The organism is Poseidonibacter parvus (assembly GCF_001956695.1).
Taxonomy (GTDB): domain Bacteria; phylum Campylobacterota; class Campylobacteria; order Campylobacterales; family Arcobacteraceae; genus Poseidonibacter; species Poseidonibacter parvus.
Map to the genome: position 1 here is coordinate 2,512,438 of NZ_CP019070.1, position 17,090 is coordinate 2,529,527.

Annotated in this window: 18 protein-coding genes; 11 read left to right on the forward strand and 7 right to left on the reverse strand. The window is 26.7% G+C overall.

Annotation, left to right across the window (positions count from 1 at the left end; all coding sequences use genetic code 11):
* Positions 1-31 precede the first annotated feature (31 nt).
* A complete protein-coding gene (gene pyk, locus LPB137_RS12360) occupies positions 32-1,477 on the reverse strand; it encodes a pyruvate kinase (protein ID WP_076086392.1) in 1,446 nt (481 codons plus the stop codon).
* A 126-nt stretch (positions 1,478-1,603) separates the two neighbouring features.
* Here pyk and LPB137_RS12365 point away from each other — a divergent pair, with 126 nt between their 5' ends.
* The 5 genes from LPB137_RS12365 (at position 1,604) to LPB137_RS12385 (ending at position 6,337) form a co-directional block, all read left to right on the forward strand.
* Positions 1,604-2,326, forward strand: coding sequence for an OmpA family protein (locus LPB137_RS12365; protein WP_076088531.1), 723 nt, complete (start codon positions 1,604-1,606; stop codon positions 2,324-2,326).
* 69 nt (positions 2,327-2,395) lie between these two features.
* A complete protein-coding gene (locus tag LPB137_RS12370; protein WP_172802486.1) occupies positions 2,396-3,403 on the forward strand; it encodes an SAM-dependent methyltransferase in 1,008 nt (335 codons plus the stop codon).
* A gap of 26 nt (positions 3,404-3,429) precedes the next feature.
* Positions 3,430-5,337, forward strand: a complete 1,908-nt coding sequence (locus LPB137_RS12375; protein WP_076088533.1) for an FIST N-terminal domain-containing protein — start codon at positions 3,430-3,432, stop codon at positions 5,335-5,337.
* Positions 5,334-5,999 carry a response regulator transcription factor gene (locus LPB137_RS12380; RefSeq protein WP_076088535.1) on the forward strand — a complete coding sequence of 222 codons (666 nt, stop codon included), beginning with the start codon at positions 5,334-5,336 and terminating at the stop codon, positions 5,997-5,999. The genes LPB137_RS12375 and LPB137_RS12380 overlap by 4 nt, the downstream gene beginning before the upstream one ends.
* 5 nt (positions 6,000-6,004) lie before the next feature.
* Complete coding sequence (locus LPB137_RS12385) at positions 6,005-6,337, forward strand: YraN family protein (RefSeq protein WP_076088537.1); 333 nt, start codon at positions 6,005-6,007, stop codon at positions 6,335-6,337.
* A 10-nt stretch (positions 6,338-6,347) separates the two neighbouring features.
* Here LPB137_RS12385 and LPB137_RS12390 read toward each other — a convergent pair whose 3' ends face one another.
* Both LPB137_RS12390 and LPB137_RS12395 read right to left on the reverse strand, forming a co-directional pair.
* Positions 6,348-7,532: a YbfB/YjiJ family MFS transporter gene (locus tag LPB137_RS12390; protein WP_076088539.1), complete on the reverse strand. Its 1,185-nt coding sequence runs from the start codon at positions 7,530-7,532 to the stop codon at positions 6,348-6,350.
* Complete coding sequence (locus LPB137_RS12395) at positions 7,525-8,364, reverse strand: AraC family transcriptional regulator (protein ID WP_076088541.1); 840 nt, start codon at positions 8,362-8,364, stop codon at positions 7,525-7,527. Before LPB137_RS12395 ends, LPB137_RS12390 begins: the two co-directional genes overlap by 8 nt.
* 242 nt (positions 8,365-8,606) lie before the next feature.
* Here LPB137_RS12395 and LPB137_RS12400 point away from each other — a divergent pair, with 242 nt between their 5' ends.
* Genes LPB137_RS12400 through mqnE form a run of 5 tightly spaced genes read left to right on the forward strand, consistent with a single transcriptional unit; the run spans position 8,607 to position 11,968 of the window.
* A complete protein-coding gene (locus tag LPB137_RS12400) occupies positions 8,607-9,701 on the forward strand; it encodes an aminotransferase class I/II-fold pyridoxal phosphate-dependent enzyme (protein WP_076088543.1) in 1,095 nt (364 codons plus the stop codon).
* Complete coding sequence (locus LPB137_RS12405; RefSeq protein ID WP_076088545.1) at positions 9,698-9,934, forward strand: hypothetical protein; 237 nt, start codon at positions 9,698-9,700, stop codon at positions 9,932-9,934. The genes LPB137_RS12400 and LPB137_RS12405 overlap by 4 nt, the downstream gene beginning before the upstream one ends.
* Positions 9,935-10,588, forward strand: coding sequence for a carbonic anhydrase (locus LPB137_RS12410; protein ID WP_076088547.1), 654 nt, complete (start codon positions 9,935-9,937; stop codon positions 10,586-10,588).
* A complete protein-coding gene (locus LPB137_RS12415) occupies positions 10,578-10,898 on the forward strand; it encodes a hypothetical protein (RefSeq protein WP_076088549.1) in 321 nt (106 codons plus the stop codon). Before LPB137_RS12410 ends, LPB137_RS12415 begins: the two co-directional genes overlap by 11 nt.
* Before the next feature lie 8 nt (positions 10,899-10,906).
* Complete coding sequence (mqnE, locus tag LPB137_RS12420) at positions 10,907-11,968, forward strand: aminofutalosine synthase MqnE (protein WP_076088551.1); 1,062 nt, start codon at positions 10,907-10,909, stop codon at positions 11,966-11,968.
* Positions 11,969-11,996: 28 nt separating this feature from the next.
* Here mqnE and LPB137_RS12425 read toward each other — a convergent pair whose 3' ends face one another.
* From LPB137_RS12425 to LPB137_RS12440, 4 genes are read right to left on the reverse strand one after another with little or no spacing between them, the layout of a single operon-like run.
* Positions 11,997-13,556 carry a hypothetical protein gene (locus LPB137_RS12425; RefSeq protein ID WP_076088553.1) on the reverse strand — a complete coding sequence of 520 codons (1,560 nt, stop codon included), beginning with the start codon at positions 13,554-13,556 and terminating at the stop codon, positions 11,997-11,999.
* 20 nt (positions 13,557-13,576) lie between these two features.
* Positions 13,577-14,191, reverse strand: coding sequence for a lysophospholipid acyltransferase family protein (locus LPB137_RS12430; RefSeq protein WP_076088555.1), 615 nt, complete (start codon positions 14,189-14,191; stop codon positions 13,577-13,579).
* Positions 14,191-15,501, reverse strand: coding sequence for a tRNA (N6-isopentenyl adenosine(37)-C2)-methylthiotransferase MiaB (gene miaB, locus LPB137_RS12435; protein ID WP_076088557.1), 1,311 nt, complete (start codon positions 15,499-15,501; stop codon positions 14,191-14,193). Before miaB ends, LPB137_RS12430 begins: the two co-directional genes overlap by 1 nt.
* 15 nt (positions 15,502-15,516) lie before the next feature.
* Positions 15,517-15,759: an HP0268 family nuclease gene (locus LPB137_RS12440; RefSeq protein ID WP_076088559.1), complete on the reverse strand. Its 243-nt coding sequence runs from the start codon at positions 15,757-15,759 to the stop codon at positions 15,517-15,519.
* Positions 15,760-15,916: 157 nt separating this feature from the next.
* Between LPB137_RS12440 and nusA the strand changes: the two genes are divergently transcribed.
* The gene (gene nusA / locus LPB137_RS12445; RefSeq protein ID WP_076088561.1) at positions 15,917-17,089 is read left to right on the forward strand and encodes a transcription termination factor NusA; all 1,173 of its coding nucleotides are present in this window, start codon (positions 15,917-15,919) and stop codon (positions 17,087-17,089) included.
* Position 17,090 lies beyond the last annotated feature (1 nt).

Below are 17,090 nucleotides of genomic sequence, written 5' to 3' on the forward strand. Positions count from 1 at the left end.
AAAGAATAACTTTAACTCTTTGTTTTAAAATCTACTTCTTTCCCTTAAAATTCAAATAATATTCAATCTCAGACTCAGTTAAAATCTTAATTGTATTTGTACTTCCTGGCATTCCTACTGGATACCCTACTGTTGCTACATAAGGTCCTTCTTTTTGAAGTAAGCCTTTTTGCTCTAATGATACTAACATCTTTTGAAACATTTTAGAGGCATGTGCTTCTTTTATTGTTCCTATTGGTTGTACTCCCCAAACTGCTGTTAATGAATTTAATACTTTTTTCTTATGTGTAAATGTTAAGATTGGAGTTTTTGGTCTATATCTTGACATTTTTATTGCTGATTTTCCTGAGCTTGTTAGAGCTAGAATTCCTTTTGCATTTAAATCATCTGCTAATTTTGTTACAGTTGCTTGTATTACATCAAATTCATCTAAGTATTCTAATTTACTTTGTTTATCAAAGTTATAAATATCTTCTGTTTTTGAAATAATATTACTCATTGTTTCAACTACATTTATTGGATCTTCACCAACTGCACTTTCTTCAGATAACATTACTACATCTGTTCCATCTAGAACTGCATTTGCAACATCAGATATTTCTGCTCTTGTTGCTCTTTCATTTTGTGTCATTGATAAAAGCATTTGTGTTGCTGTAATTACAGGCATTCCTACATTATTTGCTTTTTTAATTAGCATCTTTTGAATAGTTGGCACATCATAGTAAGGTACTTCAATACCTAAATCCCCACGTGCTACCATTAGACCATCAGATTGTTCTATAATATCATCAATATTTTCAACAGCATCAAACTTCTCTATTTTTGCTATTAATTTACCTTTATAGCCATTTAGAAGTTCTCTTGCTCTTTTCATATCATTACCATTTTGAACAAAAGAGATTGCAAAGTAATCTACATTATTCTCTACACCCCAAGCAATATCTTTTTCATCTTTTTTTGTAATTACATTAATATCAATTACTGTATTTGGGAAATTTACACCTTTTTTTGAAGATAGTATTCCATGGTTTTCAATACGAGCTATTACTTCACCTTCTATTTGAATTACTTTTGCTCTAATAGTTCCATCATAAAGGTAAATATATTCATCTATTTTTACTTTATCTAGAATATCAGGATAATTAATAGAAACTACATATTTTTTATCTTCTTTTTTATATCCTACAATTTCTTCTTTTAGAAAAGTGATTTCATCACCACGTAAAAGTTCAAAAGGTTCTTTTAAATCCCCTACTCTAACTTTCGGTCCTGAAATATCTTGTAATACTCCTACTGTTGTATTAAGGTTTTTCATAGCAGTTCTAATATTATTTAAAGTATCTAAGTGATATTCATGACTTCCATGAGAAAAGTTTAATCTAAACATATTTGCACCTGCTTTGATTAAGCCTTCTATTGTCTCTATGCTATGGCTTGCTGGGCCTAAAGTTGCTAATATTTTTGTTCTTTTTTCCATATATAATTCCTTAATTTAATAAAATAATTATAACACAAGTTTGTTACATACTAATTACTATTTTGTATAACTTTTATTTCACAATAATATGTTAAAATAATAAAATAAAATATTTGAGGACTTAAAATGAAACTAAATTTAAAATTAATGATATCTTCTCTTGTAGCAGCTACTATGATAAGTGGATGTGCAACAGGAACAGGAAATCCAACTATTGACGATAATCAAAAAGCAATTATTGGTACAACTTTAGGAGCACTTGCAGGTATTGCACTTGGGAATAATGTTGGTGGAGGAAGCAAAAGTAGAAATAAAGTAATTGGTGCAGTTGCAGGTGCTGCAATTGGTGGAGCTATTGGTTATAGTTTAGATAAACAAGCAAAAGAAGTAGCTGATAGTTTAAATACAAATGTTAATAATAATCCAAATGCTGTTTTAGATCCAAATCAAGATTTAATTGTATCAAATACTGATAATTACGTAAAAATAATGTTCAGAGATGCAATGATGTTTGAAACAAACTCAGCAACTCCAACTATGAGTGCAAGCTCAAAAATTTCTAAAGTTACAAGTGTACTTGAAAAATATCCAAACACTTTAGTTCAAGTAACAGGTCATACAGATAGCAGAGGTTCTCATTCTTATAATAAAACTTTATCAGAAAAAAGAGCTTCAAATGTGGGTAATATTATTTATAATGCAGGGGTACAAAATCAAATCTTTTCAAAAGGGTGTTCTTTTGATAAACCTGTAGCTCCTAATGATAATAATACAAATATGGCTTTAAATAGAAGAGTTGAAGTTTACTTATATCCAAACCAAGAATCAGTAATCGACACTTGTAAATAAAAAGAGAAATCTTTTTATTTACACCTCTCTTTCTTTATATCTCTCAAACAAATTTTGATACAATTACCAATGATAAAATTTAGTGAATACTTTAATCAATGGCTTTACGATAGTGATGGCTATTATGCTACATATAAACAAATAGGAAAAGATGGGGATTTTTATACATCCGTTTCTACCTCATCATTTTTTGGTGGTGCAATTGCAAAAAAAATTATAAAAACAATAGAAGATGGTTTTTTACCTAAAAATACTACTATTTTAGAAATTGGTGCTCATCATGGATATCTACTTGCAGATATAATTCAATTTATTTATACTCTTAAACCACAACTTCTTGAAACTTTGAATTTTTCAATAGTTGAAAGGTTTCCTAAACTTCAAGAAAAACAAAAAGAATATATTAAAGAGTCTTTTGGAAATACAATAAACTTAAAGCATTACAATGATTTAAATGAAGTTAAACTTGATAACGCTTATGTAATAGCAAATGAAATATTTGATGCTTTTGCATGTGAGTTAGTTTATACAAATGAGAAGGATGTTTTACAACAAGCTTTTGTAGAAAATCATAAAATCAAGTTTATTGATTGTATTGATAAAAATATTATAAATCATTGTAAAAAATATCAAATTACAAAAGGTGAGGTAGGTTTATCTTATGAAAGTTTTGTAAATACGCTATGTTCTAATATAAATAGTTTTGAATTTTTAAGTTTTGATTATGGAGATAGATATCCTAGAAATGACTTTTCTGCTAGAATTTATGAAAAGCATGAAGTATTTCCAATATTTGAAGAAGAATTAGATTTACAAAAACTATATAAAAATTCTGATATTACTTATGATGTTCACTTTAATCATTTAAGGGATTGTTTTAAAAATAATAAATTAGAAAATATAATATTTAATACTCAACTAAAAGCTTTAGTTGAATTTGGTATTATTGAATTATTAGAAATTCTTAAAGCAAATGTCGATGAATCAACATATTTAAGACAAACACAAAAAGTTAAAACACTACTTGAACCAACTGGAATGGGAGATAGATTTAAAATTATAAATGTTAGAAAATAACATAGTATATTATGATATAATCGATTATGAAAACCTATAATTATAAGCTAAAAAATGAAAACATTCAAGATATTATAAACTTTGATTTATTTAAAAATAAAGAGAATATTCTTATACAAGTTTTTTGCGGTCAAGAAAAATCAAGATTACAAGAAACGGTAGATTCATTATTTAGCTTTTTACCTAATGCATTTTGTATTGGAACTACAACTAATGGTGAAATTTATGAAGGTGAAGTAACTTCTTTTTCTATTATAATTTCTATTTCAATTTTTGAAGAAACATTTATAAAAGAATCTTTCCAAACACAAAAGAGTAGTTTTCAAAAAGGCTTGCAATTAGCAAAAGAATTAATCACTCCAAATACTAAACTTCTGATTTTATTTACAGATGCTTTACATACTAATGCAGATGAACTCTTAAAAGGAATAAAGGAAATAAATCCTTCAGTAATGATTGCAGGTGCAATAGCAGGAGATAATTCAAACTTTAAAAACACTTATATATCTTCAGGAAATAAAGTTTTTGATAATGGAACAGTTGGAATTTCTTTAAACTCAGATAACTTAAATGTTCAAAATGATTCAAGATTTAATTGGTCTCCTATTGGAATTGAGCATAAGATTACAAAAGCAGTAGACAACAGGGTTTATGAAATCAATAATATCAAAGCAATAAGTTTTTATGAAAAATATTTAGGAAAAGAATTTTCAGATTTATTTTTGCAAAATTCAATAGCCTTTCCTCTTTTAATAAAAAACAATAATTCATATATAGCAAGAGCAGCATTAAAGCTATTTGAAGATGGAAGTTTAGAATTTTCAGGCAATCTAAAAGAGGGTCAAAAAGTAAAGTTTGGGTTTGGTAATGCTGAAATGATTTTAAAAGACCCAATAATTCCTTATGATAAAGATTATAGTGATATACAAAGTTTTTTTATTTATTCATGTGTTGCAAGAAAAATTTTTGTTGGGGATTCAATAAATAAAGAAAATAGTGCTTATTCAAGTATTGCAAATACTGCTGGATTTTTTTCTTATGGGGAGTTTTACTATGAAAAAGAAAATACTAAACTACTTAACCAATGTTTTACAATGGTTGCTTTAAAAGAATCAATCACAAACAAAAATATTAACTCAAATTTAAATCAAAAAAATAAGAATATTACTTCTAGTAAGTATTCTAAAACTATGCAAACATTAACTCATTTAATTGAACAATCATCAAAAGATTATGATGAGCAATCAAAACACTTAGAAATAGAAAAAATAAATTCACAAATGCTATTAACCTCTCAAAAAATATTCTTAAGACATGCTGTACATGAAACAAATACACCTATATCAGTTATTATGAGTAATATTGAACTTTATGAAATGGAACATGGGAAAAATAGTTATTTATCAACAATTGAAGTTGCTTTAAAAAATATTTTTAACATTTACGATGATTTAAGTTATTTAGTAAAAAAAGATCAGTTTAATTATCCTAAAAGAGATATTGATTTTGTAGACTATATTCGTTCAAGAATAGATTTCTTTAATTTATCTGCAAAGCAATTTGGTTCAAACATAGTTTTTAATTCTATGTTTAAAACATTAACTTTTAATTTTAATGAAACTAAACTACAAAGAATTATTGATAATAACTTAACAAATGCGATAAAATACACTCAAGAGAATTCAAATATTTACATTACTTTGACAAAAGAAGAAAATAGTCATATTCTAACGTTTTCTTCTTGTTCTCAGTATATTCAAAACCCACAAAAAGTATTTAAAGAGTATTATAGGGAAGAATCTATAAAAGAAGGTTTTGGATTAGGCCTTAGTTTAGTAAAAAGAATTTGTGATGAAGAGAATGTAGATATAAAAGTTGAATCAAATGAATTTTATACCTCATTTAACTATATTTTTAATTTGGAGGCAAAATGAAAATCTTATTATTAGAAGACGATGTAATGCTAAATCGTGCAATTACTCAGTATCTTCAATCAACTAATCATGAAGTAAGAACAGCAAGAGATGGAACAAATTGTCTTAGAATATTGGATGAAGAAGCTTTTGAACTTTTAATACTTGATATTAATGTTCCAGATATTAATGGTTTTGAAGTCCTTGAAACACTTCATGGAAAGAATATAATTATTCCTACTATTTTTATATCTGCATTAATTGATATTGAAGAGATTTCAAGAGCTTTTGAACTTGGCTGTTATGATTATTTAAAAAAACCTTTTCACTTAAAAGAGTTAACTTTACGAATAAATAAAATATCGCAATCACAAATAGTTCCACAACAAAATAAAGTACTTTCACAATGTTATAGTTTTAACTCAAACTCTTTAACACTTATGTATAACAACACTACTCATACTCTTACAAAAAGACAATTACAAATTATTCAACTACTTGCAAGATATAAAAACGCTACAGTTAATTATGATATGTTTAGAGAATATGTTTGGAGAGATGATAATATTGATAACGCAACAATAAGAGCAGAAGTTAATAGACTAAAAAAAGTATTAAAAGAAGATTTTATTACAAATATTAGAGGTCTTGGTTATATGATTGAGTATGAAAAAGAAGAATAAAATTTATGAGTAAGAAAAAAGGTGATGAAGCAGAAGAAAAAGCTAAATCTTTTTTGCAAAATTTAAAGTATGAGATAATTGAACAAAATTTTTATGCCAAGAAACTTGGTGAAATAGATATTATTGCAAAAAAAGATAATGTTTATTTCTTTTGTGAAGTAAAATCTGCAAATGATTATGAAGTTGCAGTAAATAATATAACTCCTTCAAAGCTATCAAAAATCAAAAGAAGTCTAGATTATTATTTACAAATTAAGAAGCTAAATGTTGCTTACTGCATACATGTCATTATTGTTACACCTTCAAGTATAGATTTACTTGAAAATGTAACACTTTAATCTTCAAGTTTTACGAAACATAACTTTTAAATTTTTTTGCACCTAAAAGCATTAAAACTCCAGAAAATACAATAGCTGCAGTTACATATAAAGCATAATCATAATTTCCAGTCCAATCAGTTAAACTAACAGCATATAAAGGAGCAGTAACTTGACCTATTCCATATGCAGTTGTAAGTGCTCCCATAAGCATAACTGGATTCTTTCCAGCTAATTTACCACCTAAGTTCATAAATAGTGCAACAAGTCCAGTAAACGTTCCACCGTATAAAATTCCACAAAATAAGTTTAAATACATATTTGTAGTCATTGTAGGTATTAATATTCCAACTATTTGTATAGACATTGCAATTATAATTATATTTATACTTCCATATTTATGTGCAAGTTTCATCCAAATAATTGCAGCAGGAATTCCAGCAAGTCCAACTAGTAACCAAGATAAACCAGCAACTGCTTCTAAACCTGAAATTGATTTTAAAATAGTTGGAAGAAAAGTTCCTTGAATTACAAACCCAACACCTTCTGTAAAATATGCTGCAATTAATATTATAACAAAGGGTGAAAATAAAGATTTATTTAATGGATGTTTTTCATTACTAGAAGCTATTTGCTTATCAAAAGATAATATATACAAAGGATAAAAAGTCACAAGTGCACCTATAATAGTTAAAACAATCCATGATGTTTGCCAAGAAGAAATAGATAAAATAAATCTACTTATAATATCAGAAGAAGCCAAGGCAATTCCAATACCTGAAAAGTATATTCCCATTGCTTTTGTTTTATCTTCGAAATCTAATTTAGTCATTACAATAGCAGCACCAACAACTAAAGCCATAGCTGAACCAAAGCCTGCAATAATACGACCTATTGACCATAAAATATCATTTGTTGTAATACCCATAATTAAAGTTGTTAAAATACAAAGAACTGTACCTATTCTAAAATATTTAACTTTTGTATTAATATCTTTTATAAAAATAGCAAAAATTGAACCTGATAAATATCCAACATAATTCAAAGAAGCCAAAACTCCTGAAAAAGTTAAAGACAAAGTTTGGTCTTCAAGCATTGAAGGAAGAAGCGAAGTATATGAAAACCTTGCAACTCCAACTCCAATAAAGAGTCCAATTATTCCTGCTAATAAAATATTGAAATTATTGTTTTTATCTAATAAATTAAAACTACTCATCTTTTTCCTTTTTTCTACTTTTATTTATATCATTTTGATATGCTTTTGGTGTTAATGCAAAAACTTTTTTAAATACATTTGTTAAATGACTTTGATCATAAAAACCTACTTCAACAGCAGCTTCTGAAATATCGACACCTTGGCTAATTAATTTTTTTGCTCTATGAACTCTTTTGTTTACAATATAAGCATTAGCTGATAATCCAAAATCTTGGTTGCAAATTCGTATAATATGATAGGGACTCACTTTTAACTCTTTTGAAATACTAGTTAATGTCAATTTTGATGAAATGTTTTTTTCAACATATTCTTTAAAATCTTTTGCAATTTTTGTTGTTTCATCAATTTTTAAAAATGTTTTTTCAGAAACATATTTATTAAAAATATTTTTCAAAAAAGTTAACAATTCTAACTCTTTTTTTATTACATCACTTTTCTCATATAATATATTAAATAATTCAAAAAACTCTTTATTTAAATCCAAGTCATCTATTATATTTGATAAGGCAATAATGTCTTTTGTGTCAAATAATTGATTTTGCAAATTTTTATACCAATCTCTTTGAATATAAATCACATAATAATCTTTGTTTTCATCATCACAAATTGAATAATGAACTTCATTTGGATTAATAATAATTAATCTCTTTTCTTTTAAAATAAGTTCTTTATCATTAACAATAAATTTTGCTCTACCTTCTTTTAATCCTATTATACATATCATATTATGATAATGTTTTTGTGGACATTCAAAAAATCTTGTACTGTATTTTAACTCTAGATATGAAAGTTGGGGTATTTTAAAAATTCTGTTATTTGTATTTTCTATCATTTTGCTATCTTACATAATAAAAGTTTAAAAGTCTTGGAAAATATTGCTATTAGTGATTTAAAGGTGAAAGAAAAGTTGTTAGTAAACTTTCACCTTGCGTGTTTTAGCTTGTATATAAAAATTAGTGGAAAAAGTATAACAACAATTAGTAGCATTAAACTAGCATGATTATTACTTTTTAATTATTCAACGATTATTTAGCAATTTTAAGTTAATATAATTAAACACTAACGGAGAACTTTTTGTATTCAAAAGAACTATCATCTATCAAAAAATCAAATCGTTTTAGAACTCGAGAAATATTTTCAAAAGATATAATTGATCTTGCATCAAATGATTATTTAGGCTTATCTACGAATAAAGATATTTTCCAAAAAGCTTATGAAAGAGTACTAAAAGAGCAATACACTTCACCAAAAGCTTCTATGCTTGTAAATGGCTACAATCAAATTCATAAAGATTTTGAAGATCTTTTATGTAAAACAAATAAGTTTCAAGCAGGTGTAGCTGTTGGTTCTGGATTTCTAGCAAACATTGCAATGATTGAAGCATTATGTAGAAAAAATGATACTTTATTTATTGATGAAGATTATCATGCAAGTGGAATACTTGCCACTAAACTTTTAAAACCAGAACAAGTAGTTGTATTTAAACATAATGATTCACTTGACTTAGAAAATAAAATTTTACAAAACACTAGAAGTGGTAGAAATATCGTAGCAATTGAAGGTGTTTATTCTATGGGTGGAGATTTAGCACCCATAGAATTATTTCATATTCAAGAAAAATATAATACCCTACTTTTAGTTGATGAAGCTCATAGTTCAGGTGTAATTGGCGATAATTTACTAGGTATATTTGACCATTATAAAATTAAACCTAATAAGTATCATATTAAAATGGGCACACTTGGTAAAGCTTATGGCTCTTATGGTGCATATATATTAGCTTCAAATGAAATCATAGATTTTTTAGTAAATAGAGCAAAGCCAATAATTTACTCAACTGCTCCTTCCCTTTTTGATATAGCACTAGGCTTTGAATCATTAAAATATATAATTGAAAATAAAAAAACTCTAAAAGAAAAGATAAATGAGAATTTAACTATTATACGTACTATATTAGGTATAAAATCTAATAGTTTAATTATCCCTATTGATATAGGTGATAATAAAAAAGTAAAACAAATACAAGCTGTTTTACAAGAAAAATCATACCTAGTTGGTGCAATTAGACAACCGACTGTTAAAAGTGCGATTATACGGCTAATTGCAAAAATAGATATTAATGAAAATGACTTAACCAAGGTATGTCAAGTTTTAAAGGAATTAAAATGAGAATAGTATTAATTAGTTTACTAACATTATCTGCAGCTTTTGCTCAAAATACTATAAATATGAAAAAATGTGAACTACTAGAAATTTCTCCATATACAAAATTATTCTCATGTCATAAAATTGACTACTTAGTTGAATATAAAATAGAAGTAGATTTAAGCGAAGCAGATAGTATTAAAAAAATTACAATGATTACACCAACTTCACAAACAGTAATCAAAACAGGAAAATAAATGATAATAAATGATTTAGTAAAAGGTAATAAAAAATTTAGAGAAGTTAACTTTCCTAGATTTCAAGGAAATATTAAAGAGCTAGTTGAACATGGACAAAAACCAGAAATTCTTTTTGTAGGATGTAGTGATAGTAGAATTACACCTGATTTAATGCTTGATACAAAGCCTGGAGATATGTTTATTTTAAGAAATGTAGGAAACTTTGTTCCTCCATATAGTCCTGATGAAGATTACCATGGTAGCTCAGCTGCAATTGAATACGCAGTTTCAGTTTTAGGAGTTAAACATATTATTATTTGTGGTCATTCACATTGTGGTGCTTGTAAAAGTTTATACAAAGATATAGGTGATTCACCTGATTTAATTCACGTAAAGAAATGGTTAGAACTTGGTAAGAGAGCTAAAGAATATACACTTTTAGCAATTCAAGATAAAAGTGATAAAGAGAAATTATATAGAGCAACTGAGAGAATTTCAGTAGTCCATCAATTAGAAAACTTACTTACATTTCCAGATGTTGAAAGAAAAATAAAAAGTGGTGAATTACAAATTCACGGCTGGTATTATAGAATAGAAGATGGTACATTAGAGTCTTATGATGGAGAAAAATGTTCATTTGTTCCATTAATGGAAGATAATTATGGAAAATAATGAAGTAAGAAGATTACCAAAAAAAACCATTATAATAATTGTCATATTATTTCTTGCAGGTTTTGCAGTATTCATGACATTAAAAATATTAAAACAAGACAAAATGACCGAAATTCTTGCAACCTTAGGACATAAAAATATAGATAAAATTGAAGTAATAAATAAACTAAGTGTTGAAGATAAAGAAACAAGATATAAAAGTAAAGTGTATAAAGTTATGTTTCACGATATTGATTTAGATAAAACATGTATTGGTTTTATTCATATGGGTAGATATAACAAAAATACTAAAGACCTTGATTGTAAATAGGAATAATTATGAGTATTATAGAAAAATTAGAAAACAATGAAAGATTAAATTACGAAGATGCCATTAAACTTTATGATTTAGATTTATTCATACTTGCAAAATATGCAAATAGAATAAGAGAAGAGAAACATGGTAAAAAAACATATTTCAATATTAATAGACATATAAACCCAACAAATATTTGTAAAGATGTTTGCCAATTTTGTGCTTATAGTGCAAGTAGAAAAAACCCTTTACAATATACATTAACACATGAAGAGATTTTAGAAATTGTAAAAACTTCATCAAAAAAGGATATTAAAGAAGTACATATTGTATCAGCACATAATCCAAATACTGGCTTACAATGGTATATGGATGTATTTAAAAAGATAAAAGAAAACTTTCCATCAATTCATGTAAAAGCTTTAACAGCTGCTGAGATTCATTTTTTAAGTACAGAGTATAATCTTACATATGAAGAATTGATTGCAAAAATGATTGAGCATGGAATTGATTCAATGCCAGGTGGTGGAGCTGAAATTTTTGACGAAAAAGTACGTAAAAAAATCTGTGGAGGAAAAGTTACTTCACAACAATGGTTAGATATTCATAGAACTTGGCATAAAGCTGGGAAACAAAGTAATGCTACTATGCTTTTTGGACACGTTGAAAGTAGAGAACATAGAATTGATCATATGATTAGACTTCGTGATTTACAAGATGAAACAGGAGGTTTTAATGCCTTTATTCCACTTGTATATCAAACAGAAAACAATTACTTAAAAATTGATGCACCATTAACAGGTGTTGAAATTTTAAAAACTTATGCAATCGCAAGAATTGTTTTAGATAATATTTCAAACATCAAAGCATATTGGGCAACTTCAACTGTAAAACTTGCTTTAATAGCACAAGAATTTGGCTCAAACGATGTAGATGGTACAATTGAAAAAGAATCAATTCAAAGTGCTGCAGGAGCAACAAGTGCAAAAGGAGTTGCATTAAAAGAGTTTGTTGACTTAATAAGAAATACTGGATTTACTCCTGTTGAGAGAGACTCTGTTTATAATGAACTAAAAACTTGGTAAAAGTTTTTAGTTTATCTTTTTCAAATTATTATTTAGGTTGATTAAATACTAATTTAAACTCTATTTCTAAACCATTTAAAGTTTTTAACATACTTATAGGATACATAATATTTATTGAATAAAGTTCATTGTTTAACATTTCTATTGTTTTAAATAATTCAACAGGACTTTTAACTAGCATATTAACTGAATAGTAAAACTTAGTAATATCTTCATTTTTACTAGAATTAAATTTAATAATTGTATCTTCTGGGAATAAAATTTTCAATTGCTCAGTTACCCTAGAAATTGGCATAAACTCATCTGTGATATATTTATCAGTATAAGTTTTATAAACCACATCTTCAAGTTTTAGAGCACTTAAAGCTATAATTTTTGCATCTAACATATTCTTTTTATTTTTATTATTTTCATCTATGTTAATTTCTATTTTATTATAAATATCTTCTAATGCTGGTTGAACCGATTTGATAAAAGTGTCATCATTTAAAAGTGTAGCATTAATTTCTAAACTATTTTCTTGAAGTTTTAAATCTTTTAATACAATATCATAAGGTATTCTTTTAAAAATAGATTTTATACGTTTCTCGATTTTATCATTGATATTAACATGATCTGGTAGCTTAATAAATTTTCTAACTTCTTGTTTTTCTTCTTGCTTTTGTTCATTTATATTTAAATATAATTTATATAAACCAAAAAATGCTAAAACAAAAAATACCAAAATAAACAAACTGTTAAAGTTGGTTTTTTTAGCTTTCTTTCTAGGCTTGATAAAACTCTTTTTTAAATGTTTATCTTTAGTTAGTTCAAAAATTTCTTCATCGATATTTATTGGATGATAATCAATTGGTAAAATTAATTCATCACTTAATTGAGTAATTTGTTCACTTGATAATTGTTTAACTACATATAAAATTACAATTTTTTCAACAAATACATCTTTTGATTCTTCATAAAATTTATTAAGTGTGTTATGAATTATTTCATTTAATTCTAAATAATAAATTTCATCAAAAAGCTTTTGTCCTGTAATATCATCTTCATAAAAATGTGTTTTTTTAATTGATTCAAAATTTGGTAAATCAACTGTTTTATTAAATACTATAGAAGCATCGTTTCCTAAAATTAATATAAAAGCTTTATTATTAAATAGAAAAATTAATAATTGATTTTTACAAATATTTTGTTCTAAATGCAAGTTTAAAATATGAAATGCTGAATAAATATAATCAATACCCGTTTTTTCAAAATAGTTTTTTGTTTCAAATAATGTTGTTTTTAAAACTGCTATATCAAAATCTGCATTTAACTCAGAAATTTCACAATCTTTTAATTTAGAAGATAAAGTCTTAGGAACAAGTTTAGTAGTATCACTTATCAATAAAGTTGAAATATAAGTATCTGCAATCTCTTTTTGTGAAGCATTTAATTTTAGGGCAATATCACGTGAAAGAATTTCATCATCAACTAAAAAAACAGAATTATTAGCTTCTACAATTTGATTGTCACTTAATTTTTTATAATCAAGTTTAAGTTGAGTATCATATTTAATAGCATTGATATATAAAGACTCTTTAGTAAACATATATTTCCTATTTAAACTTTTTAAGACATTGCATTTATCATCATCTTATCTTTTATAAACTCTTTCGCTTCATCAAATTCTAAACCTTCAATACTATAAGGTTCAGATAAATAAAAGTCAATTCTTCCAAAAGGTTTTGGTAAAACAAATTTATCCCAAGAATTAAACTGCCAATATTTTGAGGGTTTTGAGTTTAATACAATAATTTTAGCATTACTTTTCTTGGCAATTGCTACAACACCATCTGCAATAGTATACCTAGGACCTCTTGGGCCATCAGGAGTAAGTGCAACATCACAACCATTTTTTATTTCTTTTATTGTACTAATTAAAGCTTTAGCCGCACCTTTAGAAGATGAACCTCTAATTAATCCAGTTCCTAAAAGAGCATATATTTTTGCAATTATTTCGCCATCTTTATTATGACTAATCATTGCTTTTACATTTCCATTGGGTCTGAATTTAAAGTAATTTGTAGGTTGTGCTAGCAAATCGCCATGCCAAGCAACAAAGATAAAAGCTTCATCACTGCTAACTTTAGAGTGATGAAAAACTTTTTTGTTTGTAGAATAAATGAATTTTACTAAAAAGTAAAGTATATAAGGTAAAATATTTAACTTAAAATATTTTTTCATTACTCTACAATTTCACCTTTAAGTGAAGTTCTAGTATTTGATGTAATTTTAACATTTACAAATTTTCCAAGTAAAGAATCACTTCCACTTGTAAATACTTGTAAGTAATTATCAGTGAACCCACAAACTTCACCATTTGGTTTTAAACTTTCAACTAATACGTTTAAAGTTTGTCCAACATAAGATGGCATTACAGCTTCTAAATGTCTTTTGTGTAATTCGATTAAATCAATTAATCTTTTGCTTCCAATTTCATCAGGAACTTCTTTTTCTTTCATATTAAGAGCTTCAGTTCCAGGTCTAGGAGAATATTTAAAGTTGAAAATTTGATCAAATTTTACTTGATTTACAACATCTAAAGTATCTTCATAATCTTCTTGCGTTTCTCCTGGAAATGCAACAATAATATCAGTTGTAATTCTTAAATCAGGAACTAGTGATCTTAATTTTGTAGCTCTGTTTATAAACCACTCTTTTGTATATCCACGCTTCATTGCTTTTAAAATTTCAGTTGAACCACTTTGTAATGGCATATGAATACATCTAGATATTTTTTTATTTCTTGCAAACTCTTCAATAAAATCATCATCCATATGCAAAGGATGAGGAGATGTGAATCTAATTCGCTCTAAACCTTCAACTTTTGAAACTTCTTGTAAAAGTTTAGTAAAAGTTGATTTTTCTCTACCATCTGAAAATCTTCTTCCATAAGAGTTTACATTTTGCCCTAGAAGCATAACTTCAACAGCACCTAAATCAACTGATTTTTGAACTTGGTCAACAATCATTTCAATAGGTATAGAAATCTCTTCACCACGTGTACTAGGAACGATACAGTAAGTACACTTTTTATCACAACCAATTGAGATATTTACACTTGCTCTGTATTTATTTGTTTTTGCAGTTGCAAATTCGTATGTTGATTCATCATGGTCAATACTGATTTCAACTGAACCTTTTACATCAACAACATCTTTAATTTTAGAAATATTTCTTGCACCTACAACAAAATCAACATATGGAGCTCTTTTGATAATATCTCTACCAAGATGAGATGCCGTACAACCACAAACACCTATTTTAGCTCCATCTTTTTTCTTTTTATTAAACTGACCAATTTCAGAAAATAGTTTCTGAACTGGTTTTTCTCTTACAGAACATGTATTTATGATAATTAAATCAGCATCTTCCATTTTATCAGTTTGTGAATAATCTTTATGTTTTTCTAACTCAGCTGCGATATGTTGACTATCTGTGTCATTCATTTGACAACCAAGTGTTTGAATAAATAGTTTTTTATTTGAACTCATAGTTTTTATCACTTATTAAAGTGCATGAACCTCATACATATACTCATCATCAGCTAATCCATATTTTACTTCTCTAAAATATACGTTCACACCTTCATCTTCTAAAGCATCAACTAATGCCATCATGTCTTTATGTGAATTATCTCTATCAAAATAGAATATTTTTTCACCATCTTTTTGTAAATCTTCTTTAATCTTATCTAGTTGGACTTTTTTAGGTTTTTCACTTAATTCAGTTCTTGCAAATAATAATTCCATATATTAAACCTTTTGTTTTAATTAGCCAATTATTTTATCCAAAAATTACTTTTATTTTTATAAAAGGAGATTTAGATATAATATCTATCTACACTACATTGAATTCAAAACATTACATTTCAATGTCAACAAATAAAAAGATATTAGAGGGTTATTAATGGACAAAATTATAGATATTTTAGACTCAATTGCATATGAAAAAGGTCTACAAATCAAAGATGTTGAGAATGCATTAAAAGAAGCATTGATTAAAACAGCAGAGAAAATGGTAGACGAAACATTAAGATTCGATGCAAATATAGATAGAGAAAATAAAAGATTACAATTATCACAAAAGATTGAAGTATTAGCAGTTGGAGATGAGAAACTAACTGGTGAAGTAGAAGATGAATACGGAAATGAAATGAATGCTGAAAACTTTATAGATTTAGATGAAGCAAAAGAGATTGATGAAGATTTAGAAATCGGTGATTTTATTGACTACGATTTAGAGTTTGAAAATATGGGAAGAAATGCAGCAACTATCTTACATAGTAATTTTGAATATAGAATACAAAGATTTATAGAAGAAAACCTAGTTGGAAAATATCAAGATAAAATAGGAAAAATTGTATCAGGTGTTGTTACAAGAGTAGATAGACAAGAAAACACTTATATTGAAATCGGTGAAGTTAAAGGTATGCTTCAACGAAAAAGTAGAATTAAAGGTGAAGTATTTAAAGTAGGAGATACTGTAAAAGCTGTTGTTCGTGGTGTTAATATTGATAAAACAAATGGTTTATTAATTGATATTTCAAGAACATCTCCTAAATTCTTAGAGTGTTTACTAGCTCTTGAAGTTCCTGAACTTAAAGACGAAAAAGTAACAATTGAAGCTAGTGCTAGAATTCCTGGATCTAGAGCAAAAATTGCATTAACAAGTATTGACCCTCAAATTGACCCAATTGGTTCAGTAGTTGGTGTAAAAGGTGTAAGAATTTCATCTGTATCATTCCAATTAAATGGTGAGAATATTGATTGTGTTGAATATTCTACTATTCCTGAAATGTTTATATCTCGTGCACTTTCACCTGCAATTATTTCATCTGTTAAAATTGAAAAAGCACCAGAAGGAAATGAAAAAGGTAAAGCAATTGTAACAATTCCAAGTGACCAAAAGTCAAAAGCAATTGGAAAATCTGGTTTAAATATAAGACTTGCTTCTATGCTTACTAAATATGAAATTGAACTTGTAGAAATTGAAGGTTCAACTCCTACTGATGAAGGTAATAATAAAAGAAATGAAGAAAGAACAACTGATACATCGTCATTAGAAGCGTTATTTAAATAAC

Bases quoted from the DNA above. Each gene is read 5' to 3' on its own strand.
- pyk (WP_076086392.1), bottom strand. From the start codon at position 1,477: ATGGAAAAAAGAACAAAAATATTAGCAACTTTAGGCCCAGCAAGCCAT.
- LPB137_RS12365 (WP_076088531.1), top strand. From the start codon at position 1,604: ATGAAACTAAATTTAAAATTAATGATATCTTCTCTTGTAGCAGCTACT.
- LPB137_RS12370 (WP_172802486.1), top strand. From the start codon at position 2,396: ATGATAAAATTTAGTGAATACTTTAATCAATGGCTTTACGATAGTGAT.
- LPB137_RS12375 (WP_076088533.1), top strand. From the start codon at position 3,430: ATGAAAACCTATAATTATAAGCTAAAAAATGAAAACATTCAAGATATT.
- LPB137_RS12380 (WP_076088535.1), top strand. From the start codon at position 5,334: ATGAAAATCTTATTATTAGAAGACGATGTAATGCTAAATCGTGCAATT.
- LPB137_RS12385 (WP_076088537.1), top strand. From the start codon at position 6,005: ATGAGTAAGAAAAAAGGTGATGAAGCAGAAGAAAAAGCTAAATCTTTT.
- LPB137_RS12390 (WP_076088539.1), bottom strand. From the start codon at position 7,532: ATGAGTAGTTTTAATTTATTAGATAAAAACAATAATTTCAATATTTTA.
- LPB137_RS12395 (WP_076088541.1), bottom strand. From the start codon at position 8,364: ATGATAGAAAATACAAATAACAGAATTTTTAAAATACCCCAACTTTCA.
- LPB137_RS12405 (WP_076088545.1), top strand. From the start codon at position 9,698: ATGAGAATAGTATTAATTAGTTTACTAACATTATCTGCAGCTTTTGCT.
- LPB137_RS12410 (WP_076088547.1), top strand. From the start codon at position 9,935: ATGATAATAAATGATTTAGTAAAAGGTAATAAAAAATTTAGAGAAGTT.
- LPB137_RS12415 (WP_076088549.1), top strand. From the start codon at position 10,578: ATGGAAAATAATGAAGTAAGAAGATTACCAAAAAAAACCATTATAATA.
- mqnE (WP_076088551.1), top strand. From the start codon at position 10,907: ATGAGTATTATAGAAAAATTAGAAAACAATGAAAGATTAAATTACGAA.
- LPB137_RS12425 (WP_076088553.1), bottom strand. From the start codon at position 13,556: ATGTTTACTAAAGAGTCTTTATATATCAATGCTATTAAATATGATACT.
- LPB137_RS12430 (WP_076088555.1), bottom strand. From the start codon at position 14,191: ATGAAAAAATATTTTAAGTTAAATATTTTACCTTATATACTTTACTTT.
- miaB (WP_076088557.1), bottom strand. From the start codon at position 15,501: ATGAGTTCAAATAAAAAACTATTTATTCAAACACTTGGTTGTCAAATG.
- LPB137_RS12440 (WP_076088559.1), bottom strand. From the start codon at position 15,759: ATGGAATTATTATTTGCAAGAACTGAATTAAGTGAAAAACCTAAAAAA.
- nusA (WP_076088561.1), top strand. From the start codon at position 15,917: ATGGACAAAATTATAGATATTTTAGACTCAATTGCATATGAAAAAGGT.